8 protein-coding genes are annotated in these 11,932 nt (G+C 71.5%); 6 read left to right on the top strand and 2 right to left on the bottom strand.

Annotated features, from left to right (window positions below; translation table 11 throughout):
* Positions 1 to 183: 183 nt before the first annotated feature.
* Positions 184 to 1,623 carry an NADP-dependent phosphogluconate dehydrogenase gene (gene gndA, locus KVT45_RS32470; protein ID WP_217552725.1) on the bottom strand — a complete coding sequence of 480 codons (1,440 nt, stop codon included), beginning with the start codon at positions 1,621 to 1,623 and terminating at the stop codon, positions 184 to 186.
* A gap of 376 nt (positions 1,624 to 1,999) precedes the next feature.
* Between gndA and KVT45_RS32475 the strand changes: the two genes are divergently transcribed.
* The gene (locus KVT45_RS32475; RefSeq protein WP_217552726.1) at positions 2,000 to 3,169 is read left to right on the top strand and encodes a transglycosylase family protein; all 1,170 of its coding nucleotides are present in this window, start codon (positions 2,000 to 2,002) and stop codon (positions 3,167 to 3,169) included.
* Here KVT45_RS32475 and KVT45_RS32480 read toward each other — a convergent pair.
* The gene (locus KVT45_RS32480; RefSeq protein WP_217552727.1) at positions 3,159 to 4,364 is read right to left on the bottom strand and encodes a DMT family transporter; all 1,206 of its coding nucleotides are present in this window, start codon (positions 4,362 to 4,364) and stop codon (positions 3,159 to 3,161) included. The two genes, KVT45_RS32475 and KVT45_RS32480, sit on opposite strands and share 11 nt — an antisense overlap.
* Before the next feature lie 210 nt (positions 4,365 to 4,574).
* On the opposite strand from KVT45_RS32480, the gene KVT45_RS32485 reads away from it, so the two are divergent.
* From KVT45_RS32485 to KVT45_RS32505, 5 genes are all read left to right on the top strand, one after another.
* On the top strand, positions 4,575 to 5,384 hold the full coding sequence (locus KVT45_RS32485) for a (2Fe-2S)-binding protein (protein ID WP_254647691.1): 810 nt from the start codon (positions 4,575 to 4,577) through the stop codon (positions 5,382 to 5,384).
* 38 nt (positions 5,385 to 5,422) lie between these two features.
* Positions 5,423 to 6,574, top strand: coding sequence for a glycogen synthase (gene glgA / locus KVT45_RS32490; protein ID WP_217552852.1), 1,152 nt, complete (start codon positions 5,423 to 5,425; stop codon positions 6,572 to 6,574).
* 104 nt (positions 6,575 to 6,678) lie between these two features.
* A complete protein-coding gene (glgC, locus tag KVT45_RS32495) occupies positions 6,679 to 7,899 on the top strand; it encodes a glucose-1-phosphate adenylyltransferase (protein WP_217552728.1) in 1,221 nt (406 codons plus the stop codon).
* 166 nt (positions 7,900 to 8,065) lie between these two features.
* Positions 8,066 to 10,387, top strand: a complete 2,322-nt coding sequence (locus tag KVT45_RS32500; RefSeq protein ID WP_217552729.1) for a GH92 family glycosyl hydrolase — start codon at positions 8,066 to 8,068, stop codon at positions 10,385 to 10,387.
* 146 nt (positions 10,388 to 10,533) lie between these two features.
* Positions 10,534 to 11,868: a wax ester/triacylglycerol synthase family O-acyltransferase gene (locus KVT45_RS32505; protein ID WP_217552730.1), complete on the top strand. Its 1,335-nt coding sequence runs from the start codon at positions 10,534 to 10,536 to the stop codon at positions 11,866 to 11,868.
* Positions 11,869 to 11,932: the final 64 nt, after the last annotated feature.

Below are 11,932 nucleotides of genomic sequence, written 5' to 3' on the forward strand. Positions count from 1 at the left end.
GAACTGCGCAAAAACCCACGACGCACCCGCACCCAACGCACGAGCTCAGCCGACCCCGGGGGCGCGGGGAACTGCGCAAAAACCCACGACGCACCCGCACCCAACGCACGAGCTCAGCCGACCCCGGGGGCGCGGGGAACTGCGCGAAATCCGCAGCCCACCCGCACCCCGCAACGGCCAGCCCTACGCCGTGACCTCCGAGCGGTCCCCGCCCCACATCGTGTGGAACGCCCCCTCCCGGTCCACCCTCCGGTACGTGTGCGCCCCGAAGAAGTCCCGCTGCCCCTGCGTGAGCGCCGCAGGCAACCGCTCGGCCCGCAGCGCGTCGTAGTACGCCAGCGCCGCCGAGAAGCCGGGCACGGCGACCCCCTCCCGCGTCGCCGCGATGATCACCTCACGCCAGTCGTCCTGCGCCTCCGCGATCTCCCGCGCGAACGTCTCGTCCGACAGCAGGCTCGGCAGGTCCGCCCGCGTGTCGTACGCCGCGCGGATCCGGTCGAGGAACGCCGCCCGGATGATGCAGCCGCCCCGCCAGATCGAGGACACCGCCCCGAGGTCGATGTCCCAGTCGTACTCGTCGCTGCCCGCCTGGATCTCGTGGAAGCCCTGCGTGTACGACACGATCTTCGACGCGTACAGCGCCTGCTCCACCCGGTCCGCGAACGCCGCCGCCTCCGCCTCGGACAGCGCCGTCGGCTTCGGACCGGCGAGCCCGCGCGAGGCGGCCCGCAGGTCGGCGTGACCGGACAGCGAGCGCGCGAACACCGCCTCGGCGATGCCCGACACCGGCACGCCCAGGTCGAGCGCGATCTGGACCGTCCAGCGGCCGGTGCCCTTCTGCTCGGCCTGGTCCACGACCACGTCCACGAACGGCTTCCCGGTCGCGGCGTCCACGTGCGCCAGCACCTCCGCCGTGATCTCGATCAGGTACGAGTCCAGCCGGCCCGTGTTCCACGTACGGAAGATGTCCGCGATCTGCGCGGGGGAGTACCCGGCGACATCCCGCAGCAGCTGGTACGCCTCACCGATCAGCTGCATGTCGGCGTACTCGATGCCGTTGTGCACCATCTTCACGAAGTGCCCGGCCCCGTCGGGACCGACATGCGTCACGCAGGGCGCGCCGTCCGCCGCCTTCGCCGAGATCTTCTCCAGCATCGGGCCCAGCGAGTCGTACGACTCCTTCGGCCCGCCCGGCATGATGCTCGGCCCGTGCAGCGCGCCCTCCTCACCGCCGGACACACCCATGCCCACGAAGTGGATGCCCTGCTCGCGCAGCGCCTTCTCGCGGCGCCGGGTGTCCGCGAAGTGCGCGTTGCCACCGTCGATGATCATGTCGCCGGGCTCCAGGAGCGGTGCGAACTCCTCGATCACCGCGTCCGTCGGACCGCCCGCCTTGACCATGATGACCAGCCGGCGCGGCCGCTCCAGCGCCTCCACGAACTCCTTGGCGGTCTCGGCCGCGATGAAGTCGCCCTCGTCCCCGAAGTTCTCCACCAGCTCGTGTGTCTTCGACACCGTGCGGTTGTGCAACGCCACCGTGTAGCCGTTGCGCGCGAAGTTCCGGGCGAGGTTGCGGCCCATGACCGCGAGACCCGTGACGCCGATCTGCGCCGAAGTGCTCATACCGCCTGCTCCTCAAGAATCAAGTCGATCCCGTAAAACGTGCAAGGGATGCTGCCGCCGCTCATGCCCGCCAGTATTGCCCAAAGGCCATCCTGACTCGCCGTTCGACCGGCCGCACTTGCAGATACGGACGACACGGGCCCGACAGCTCAGTAACCTCGCGAAACGCTTCCCCCGGCTGCCATCGGGCCCGTGGGACTGACGGCACGTCAACGTGCATCCGTCCCGCGTCCCTTCGGGACCGCTCAGAAACGCCTTCGGAGCGTGACGGCCGGGCCCCGATGGGCAAGAGGCGGCTGATTGCCGTCTTGTCATGGCCTGTTCGGGACACTTACTTTTGGCCTTCCTGACGCGTGTGGCGAGGGGGGCTTCAGACATGGCCGAACGCGGTCGGCACCGCCGGTACCAGCCGAACAGGATCAACCGCGCCTCGCTGACCGTCACGGCGGGCGGCGCCGGCCTCGCGCTCCCGCTCGCCGCCGCCGCAAGCGCCGACGCGGCCTCCGTGTCCACCTGGGACAAGGTCGCCGCCTGCGAGTCCAGCGGCGACTGGGGCATCAACACCGGCAACGGCTTCTACGGCGGGCTCCAGTTCACCCAGTCCACCTGGGAGGCCTACGGGGGCACGAGATACGCGCCGCGCGCCGACCTCGCCACCAAGGACCAGCAGATAGCGGTGGCCGAGAAGGTTCTCGACGGCCAGGGGCCGGGCGCCTGGCCGGTCTGCTCGGTACGGGCCGGGCTCACCCGCGGCGGCGACACCCCCGACGTGCACACCGAGAGCGCCGCCACCCGCCCCGCGACGAACTCCACGAAGGGCTCTGCGAAGAGTTCCGTACGGGACGTACGGCCGCAGACCACGCCGCAGTCCCGGGCCGGCCAGGCCGAGATGTACACCGTGGTGCGCGGCGACACGCTCTCCGGGATCGCCGAGGACCACGACGTGGCCGGGGGCTGGCACCGGCTGTACGCGGCCAACCGTACGACGGTCGGCTCCGACCCCGATCTGATCCTGCCGGGACAGCGGCTGAGCCTCACGGGCCAGGCCGCCAGGACCAAGCCTCACACCAAGGCCGAGGCCAAGACCACAACCAAAGCCAAGAGCAAGACCGAGACGACGAAGGCCGCCCCCCGCACCGGTCACTCCCTCGTCGCCCCCGTCGACGCCCCGATCGGCACCCCCTACCACGCGTCCGGCTCGCACTGGTCGAAGGGCTACCACACCGGCGTCGACTTCCTCGCGCCCACCGGCACCTCCGTCAAGGCGGTCGAGGCCGGGCAGGTCGTCACGGCGGGCTGGGGCGGCTCGTACGGCTACCAGGTGGTGATCCGGCACGCCGACGGCCGGTACACGCAGTACGCCCATCTGTCGGCGATCTCCGTGCGGGCCGGGCAGAGCGTGTCCACCGGCCAGCGGATAGGCCGCTCGGGCTCCACCGGAAACGCCACGGGCCCGCATCTGCACTTCGAGGTGCGGACGGGGCCCGGATTCGGCACGGACATCGACCCGGTCGCCTATCTCCGGGCCGGCGGCGTCAGGATTTGACCCGCGTACGGCGCCGGCCCAGGAGCGGACCGTGCACATAGTCGGAGGCGGGCAGCAGCACGTCGGGCACGTCCGGGAGCGCGTCCGGCGCCGCGGACCCCGACCGCTGCTGGGGCATCGCGATCAGTGAGCCCGGCGCGGGATGCGCCTCGCCGTCGCCCGGCGGACGGACTCCCGCCGCTCCGATAGCCGCCGACCCGGCCATCGCCGTCTCCGTCTGCGCCGCGCCGCCGCGCGCCACACCGCCCTGGGCCGCACCGGACTGTGCCAGGCCCGCCTCGGCCAGTTCCACCAGCGCCTCGACCAACGGCTCGGGCGACACCTCGGCCACCGCGGGCTCCGGCACCGGCCGGTCCGGGTGCGGGGTGCGCTCGATGCGCTCGGTCGTCAGCAGGATCAGGCCGCCCGCCGCCACCACACCGCAGCCGAGCGCCAGCAGGGTGCCCGTCGCGCCGTAGCGGAACGTCTCGCCGAACATCGTGATGCCGACCGCGGCGGCCAGCACCGGGTTGACCACGGTCAGCGTGGCCAGCGGCGCGGCGAGGCCGCCGCCGCGGTAGGCGGCCTGGGAGATCAGGACGCCCGCGACGGCGTAGGCACCGATCACGGACAGCCAGAGCAGGTCGGCCGCGGCGATCCCGCCGTCCCAGTCGATCGCCACGACCTTGGTGAACACCGAGGACATGCCGAAGGCTATGCCGGACGCGGTGGCGAGCAGCACGCTGCGCACCGCCGGGTGCCGGTGGGCGGCCCGGCCCGCGATCATCAGGGCGACGACCGCCGCGCCGGTGACCACCGCGACCCCGATCCGGCCGGCGGAGGCAAGGGTGTGCGAGTCGGAGGAACCGACCAGGGAGAGCAGACCGGCCAGACCGACGGTGGCCATGATCGCGCCCCGCCAGGCCGTCGTCCCGGCCCTGCGGCCGACGAAGAGGGCCGCCATGGGCAGCGCGAACACGATGGTGAGCGCGCCCAGCGGCTGGACAAGGCTCAGCGGGCCGTAGGCCAGTGCCACCACGTGCAGCAGGCCGCCGAGGCCGTTGAGGGCCATCGCCCCCCACCAGCTCGGGCGGCGCAGCGGCGCGTACTGCTCGTCGGGGGAGGAGACCGCTACCTGCTCCTGCACGATCGCTCCGCCGGCGTAGGCGACGGCGGAGACGAAGGAAAGCATCACGGACAACGCGAGGGCACTCATACTCGGCTCCTCTGCGTCAGGCGGGACCGTGTGGTCCCACGCGGTGATCGGTCGGCTTCCATGAGCAACACTCTGCCGGTCCGTCTGCTTCCCGTCGTCGTACCTGAGCACCCAATGGGTCCTACTACCGATGGAGTACGAAGGGATCCTGATCATCCCCAGGGTGGGGGCCGCCGGGTGGAGGCGGCGTGCGCGGGGATCCCTGCAACCCTGGTACTACTGCTGTTCGTGGACCTGTTCGTGAACCTGGACCCCGATCTCGCCGCGCTTCGGGAGCTCGGCGGCTTCTTCGTCCTGCGGACGGTCCGATCGGCGGTCGGAGACCCCGGTGCGGCGAGAGTCGACGAGTCGGCGACTCTTGCAAAGGCCTATAAAAGACTTACATCGGATGTTTACGAAAATGCCCTGACTTTCCGCGTTGATGCCGTTTCGGGGCGTCTGGGCATCGCCGAGCCCCGGGTCGCCGCCTCCATCGCCCACCAGGCGCTGGCCGCCCGGCTCTGGTCCGTCGCCCTCGGCTGCGCCGTCCGCTACGGCCGCCTCCCCGACCTCGCCCCGGGCCTGCTCCGCTGGGACGCCGCTGCCACCGCCCCCGACGACCTCTGGCTCACCGAGGTGTGCGCCCGTCCCGGCGGCGCCGACCCGGCCGCACTCGCCGACACCGTCGTACATGCCGTCGTACACGGCCATCTCGAACCCCTAGGGGAGGCCCTGCGGGCCCGTTACGGTCTCGCCGCCGGCCTGCTGTGGGGCAACGCCGGCTCCGCGCTGGCCGGTGCCGCACGGGAACTGGACCGCTGGGCGCGTGCGAACAACCGTGCGGATGTGGCCGCCCGGAACCGCTCCCTCACCGACGCCCTCTTCGCGCACCCCCTGCTGAGCGCCACCGGCACCCGCAGCGGCCTGGCCTTCCGGCGCCGCAGCTGCTGTCTCTACTACCGGGTACCGGGCGGCGGGGTCTGCGGTGACTGTTGTTTCACACAACCACCGCGCTCTTCCCCGCGCGCCGCATCTGGGTGACCATGGAACAACCGGCCGTGGAGAGCGAGGGGTTGCGGGTGCGAGTCGGACTGCTGACCCGGGAGTACCCCCCGGACGTCTACGGCGGCGCGGGTGTTCATGTGGAGTTCCTCGCCCGTGAGTTGCGGCCCCTGGTCGACCTCGAGGTGCACTGCTGGGGCGAGGGCCGCGGGGTCGGCGTCGTCCGGCACCGCCCCTGGTCCGCCCTGGACACCGCCAACGACGCGCTGCGTACCTTCTCCGTCGACCTGGCGATGGCCGCGGGCCTCGAAGGCCGCGAACTCGTCCACTCCCACACCTGGTACGCCAACCTCGCCGGCCATGTGGCCAAGATGCTGTACGGCGTCCCGCACGTGGTGACCGCCCACTCGCTGGAGCCGCTGCGCCCCTGGAAGGCCGAGCAACTCGGCGGCGGCTACGCGCTGTCGAGCTGGGCCGAGCGCAGCGCGATCGAGGCCGCCGACGCCGTGATCGCCGTGTCCGGGGCGATGCGCGAGGACATCCTCGGCTGCTACCCCGCCCTGGACCCGGCGAAGGTCCACGTCGTGCACAACGGCATCGACACCGTCCTCTACCGCCCGGACCGGTCCACCGACGTCCTGGCCCGGATCGGCATCGACCCCGGCCGCCCGTACGTGTTGTTCGTCGGCCGTATCACCCGGCAGAAGGGCGTGCCCCACCTGCTGCGCGCGGTACGGGACATCGACCCGGCGGCGCAGGTCGTGCTCTGTGCGGGGGCACCCGACACTCCCGAGATCGACCGGGAGTTCCGGGAGCTGTTCGCGGAGCTGAGCCGGGTCCGCGAGGGCGTGCACTGGATCCCGCAGATGCTGCCGCGCGCCGACGTCATCCAACTCCTCACCCATGCGGCTGTGTTCGCCTGTCCCTCGGTCTACGAACCGCTCGGCATCGTCAACCTGGAGGCGATGGCCTGCGGCACGCCCGTGGTGGCGTCCCGGGTCGGCGGTATCCCCGAGGTCGTCGAGGACGGCAAGACGGGCCTGCTGGTCGACCTGGACGACGACTTCGAGGGGGGTCTGGCGCGGGCGCTGGACGCCGTCGTCGGCGACCGGGAGACGGCCCGGCGGATGGGCGAGGCCGGACGGGAGCGGGCCGTGGGGGAGTTCGGCTGGGACGCGGTGGCCCGGCGCACGGTCCGGCTCTACGAGGAGATCATCAAACAGGCGTAACGACAGGCGTAACGAACAGGCCGCCTGTTCGACGCGATCCCGGTGCAGGCTTAGCGGATGTGCTCCCAGGGCAAGCATGGAGCACCAGGGTGAGGGGAGCGGCCATGCGTCGTGGTGGACCTTCGGTACTCGGGATCGTGCTCGCCGGCGGAGAGGGCAAACGCCTGATGCCGCTGACCGCCGACCGAGCGAAACCAGCTGTCACCTTCGGCGGTACCTACCGCCTGGTCGACTTCGTTCTGTCCAACCTCGTCAACGCGGACGTGCTGCGCATCTGCGTGCTGACGCAGTACAAGTCGCACTCGCTGGACCGGCACATCACCACCACCTGGCGGATGTCCAGCCTGCTCGGCAACTACATCACCCCGGTCCCGGCGCAGCAGCGGCTCGGCCCGCGCTGGTACCTGGGCAGTGCCGACGCCCTTCTGCAGTCGCTCAACCTCGTCCACGACGAACAGCCCGACTACGTCGCGGTGTTCGGCGCCGACCACGTCTACCGCATGGACCCGCGGCAGATGCTCCAGCAGCACATCGAGGGCGGCGCCGGAGTCACGGTCGCGGGCATCCGCATCCCGCGCGCGGAGTCCTCGGCGTTCGGTGTGATCACCCCGGGCTCGGACGGGCAGACGATAGAGACCTTCCTGGAGAAGCCGGCCGACCCGCCAGGGCTGCCGGACGCCCCGGACACCGTCTTCGCCTCCATGGGCAACTACATCTTCACCACCAAAGCCCTGGTCGAGTCCCTGCAGCGGGACGCCGAGGACGACGACTCCGTGCACGACATGGGCGGCTCGATACTGCCCCAGCTCACCGCCCGCGGCGAGGCCCAGCTCTACGACTTCGGCACCAACCACGTGCCCGGCGAGACCAGCCGCGACCGCGGCTACTGGCGGGACGTCGGGACCCTCGACGCGTACTACGACGCCCACATGGACCTGATCGCCGAGCGGCCCGCATTCAACCTCTTCAACCGCAGCTGGCCCATCTACACGCACTCGTACCAGCTTTCCCCGGCCCGCTTCAACGCGGGCGGCATGGCGAGCGAGTCCATCATCAGCGCCGGCTGCCTGATCCGGGGCCAGGTCACCCGGTCCGTGCTGTCACCGGGCGTGCGGGTCGACCCGGGCGCGGTGGTCCAGGGATCGGTGCTGCACGACAACGTCATCGTGGGCCGCGGCGCGGTGGTGCGCGGCGCGGTCCTGGACAAGAACGTCGAGGTCCCGCCCGGCGCGACGATAGGCGTCAACCCCGACCGCGACGCCGAGCTGTACACCGTGTCCAAGAACGGAATCATCGCCCTCGGGAAGGGACAGCTGGTCTCCTAGCCCCCGTTCACCATGGGCCCGGCGCCGTTTCCGCGCCGGGCCCAAGTCGTGTGCGTGCCAACTCGGGCGCGACGCGCTACGAGTGAAAAACCCTCATTTGCCGGACTTTTTGGGTCGCTCCCCTCACGATGCAGACAGCAATGTCGAGCTTCGGAGGTCATCCGACATGAGAGGGACCCGGCGCACGCGGCTGTGCCTCGCCGGGGTGCTGACAGCGTCCGCGCTGCTCACCGCACCCGCCGCAGGGGCCGCCGAACCGGCCGACGGCCACCTCGCCGACCTGGTGAACCCCTTCATCGGCAGCCAGGACGAGGGCAACACGTTCCCCGGCGCGGCCGTGCCCTTCGGCATGGTGCAGCTCTCCCCGGACACCGGGCACAGCACCGGCTACGACTACTCCCAGCACCGGATCCGCGGCTTCTCCCTGATCCACCTCTCCGGCGTCGGCTGTGCCATCGGCGGCGACCTGCCCGTGCTGCCCACCACCGGGGACGTCACGCGGACGGACTACGCCGAGTACGCCGCCGGGTTCCGGCACGCCGACGAGGCGGCCAGCCCCGGCTACTACCGCGTCGGCCTCGACTCGGGCGTGACGGCCGAGCTGACCGCGACCGCCCGCACCGGCGTCCAGCGCTACACCTTCCCGGCCACCGACCGGGCGAACGTCCTGCTCAACGCGCACCAGGCGCTGCACAAGCCGGTCAGCAGCGACGTCGAGATCCTCGACGACCACACCGTGCGCACCCGGATCACCGGCCACGGCTTCTGCCGCGACACCGCCCCCTACACCGTCTACACGGTCACCCGCTTCAGCCGCCCCTTCACCGCGTACGGCACCTGGAACGGCACTGCGGTCACCCCCGGTTCCCGCACCGGAGCCGACGGCGCCTACGTCCGCTTCGACACCACCCGGGACCGTACGGTCGAGGCGACCACCGCCCTGTCGTACGTCGACGCGCAGGGCGCCGAGGTCAATCTGCGCGCCGAGGGCGGACGTTCGTTCGACACGGTACGGCGGCAGGCCCGGGACGCCTGGGAGCGGCGGCTGGCCGGCATCCGCGTCCAGGGCGGCTCCCCGACCCTGCGCCGCACCTTCTACTCGTCCCTGTACCGCACCTTCCTCGCGCCCAACGTCGGCGGTGACGCCGACGGCCGCTACGCCGGCTGGGACCGCCGGATCCACCGCGCGCAGGGGTTCACCTACTACCAGAACTGGTCCCTCTGGGACACCTACCGCACCCAGGCCCAGGCGCTCGCCCTGCTCGCCCCGCGCGAGGCCCGGGACATGGCCCTGTCGGTGCTGAAGATCGACGAGGAGGGCGGCTGGCTGCCCAAGTGGGGCTACGGCACGGTCGAGACGAACATCATGACCGGCGACCCGGTCACCCCGTTCCTCACCACCGCCTACCAGATGGGCCTGCTCAAGGGGTACGAGGAGCGGGCCTACCGGGCGCTGAAGAAGAACGCCGACGGTGTGCCGCCGGCCGCCAACGCCGGGGTCGGCCGCGAGGCCAACGCCGAGTACCTCGCCGACGGTTTCGCGCCGTACCTCAAGGGCCGCCCGCACACCAAGGTGGGCGACTCCGACTACGACCACGGCGCCTCCGTCACCCTGGAGTACGCGCTGTCCGACGCGATGCTCGGGCAGATGGCCCGGGACCTCGGACACGGCGCGGACGCGGCCCGCTATGCCACCCGGGCACAGAACTACCGCAACATCTTCGACCCCGCCACCGGCTTCTTCCGCGCCCGCGACGCCTCCGGCGCCTTCACCGGAGACCCCGACCCGGCCCGCGGCATCGGCTTCCACGAGGGCACCGCCTGGCAGTACCAGTGGCTCGTCCCGCAGGACCTGCCCGGCGTGATCTCCCTGATCGGCGGCGAGCGCGCCGCCAACGCGCGGCTCGACTCCTTCTTCGCCTACGACAGGCTGCTCGCCGACCCCGCGAAGACCGCGCGCGAGGTGTGGGTGCACGGCAACGCGTACGCCTACTACAACGCGGCCGTCTACAACCCCATGAACGAGCCCGACCTGACCGCCCCGTACACCTACCTCTCCACCGGCCAGCCCTGGAAGACCACCGACGTGGTGCACGCGGCGCTGACCCTCTTCACCGACGGACCGACCGGGATGACCGGCAACGACGACCTCGGCACCATGTCCGCCTGGAACGTCCTGTCGTCCCTCGGCCTCTTCCCGGTGCAGCCCGGCTACGGCACCTGGGGTCTGTCCACGCCCGTCTTCGACCGGGCCGACGTCCGCCTCGACCGCCGTTTCTGGCCGAGCGGCGGGTTCACGGTGACCGCGCCGGGCACCTCGGCCGCCGACCGTTACGTACAGTCGGCCCGGACCGACGGATCGGAGTACGGCCGTACCTATCTGACGACCGGTGCGCTGCGCTCCCTGCGGTCGCTGGCGTTCACGGTCGGCTCGCGCCCGTCAGAGTGGGGTACGTCACCCGTGGCGGGGCCACCGGCCCTGAAGTGACCTCAGGTGTCCCATGAGTCCCGCCTCTTTCGGAGGGGGCGGGACTTAATCTGCTGTTAACTGAGCGTAGCGTGATCGTACTTGACCGTAATCATGAGTCGGCGTTTGACTGCTGATCCACCCTCCGTCGACGCGAGGCACCCCCTTTGAAGACTGAGACTGCTGACCTGCTCGCTCCTCTCGACCTGGCGTTCTGGAACATAGAGTCCGACCAGCACCCGATGCACCTCGGTGCGCTCGGCGTGTTCTCGGCGCACTCGCCGACCGCCGGAGCACACGCCGCCGACCTGCTCGCGGCCCGGGCCGCCGCCGTGCCCGGACTGCGCATGCGGATCCGCGACGTCTGGCAGCCGCTCGCGTTCGGCGGCGCCGCCCGCGAGACCGACCCGGACTTCGACCCCCTGAACCACGTCCGGCTGCACGCCCCGACCTCGGACTTCCAGGCCGTGGCGGGCCGGCTGATGGAGCGTCCGCTGGAGCGCGGCCGGCCGCCGTGGGAGGCGCATGTGCTGCCCGGCGAGGACGGGGTGTCCTTCGCGGTGCTGTTCAAGTTCCACCACGCCCTCGCCGACGGGCTGCGCGCCCTCAAGCTGGCCGCCGGCGTCATGGACCCGCTCGACCTGCCCGTGCGCGCCCCACGCTCGATCGAACCGCCGCGCCCGATGCTGGCGCTGCCCGACGTGCGCAGGCTGCCCGAGCTGGTGCGCGGCGCCCTCTCGGACGTGGGCCGCGCCCTCGACATCGGCGCCTCCGTCGCCCTGTCCGCCCTCGGGGTGAGCTCCTCGGCCGCACTGACGTCCGAGCCCACCGGCACCAGGAGCATCGCCGGGGTCGACCTCGACATCGACGACGTGCACCGGGTCCGCAAGGCCGTCGGCGGCACCGTCAACGACGTCCTGATCGCCGTCGTCGCCGGTGCCCTGCGCCGCTGGCTGGACGAGCGCGGCGACGGCACCGAGGGCGTCGCCCCGCGCGCCCTGATCCCCGTCTCCAAGCGCCGCCCGCGCACCGCGGCCCCACAGGGCAACCGGCTCTCCGGGTACCTGATGCGGCTCCCGGTCGACAACCCCGACCCGATCGCCCGCCTCGACCGCGTCCGCCAGGCGATGGTCCGAAACAAGGACGCCGGGCCCAACCGGGGCGCCGGTGCCGTCGCCCTGCTGGCCGACCACGTGCCCGCGCTCGGGCACCGGCTCGGCGGGCCGCTCGTCGGCCAGGCCGCCCGGCTCTGGTTCGACATCCTGGTCACCAGCGTGCCGCTGCCCGGCGTCGGCCTGCGCCTCGGCGGTCACCCGCTCACCGCCGTCTACCCGCTGGCCCCGCTCGCTCCCGGCCAGTCCCTGGCGGTCGCCATCTCCACCTACCGCAACCACGTCCACTACGGCCTGGTCGCCGACGCGAGCGCCGTCCCCGACCTCGACGTGCTGGCCCGCGCGGTCACCGACGAGGTGGACTCGCTGATCGCGGTCTGCGATCCATGATCCGGTCGGGTTTGGAGGTATTGCCCGGCGCTCCGTAAAATTCCCGGTTCGAAAGCGGGCGCGA

The sequence above is a fragment of the Streptomyces sp. GbtcB6 genome (genome assembly GCF_019091475.1).
Taxonomy (GTDB): Bacteria; Actinomycetota; Actinomycetes; order Streptomycetales; family Streptomycetaceae; genus Streptomyces; species Streptomyces hyaluromycini.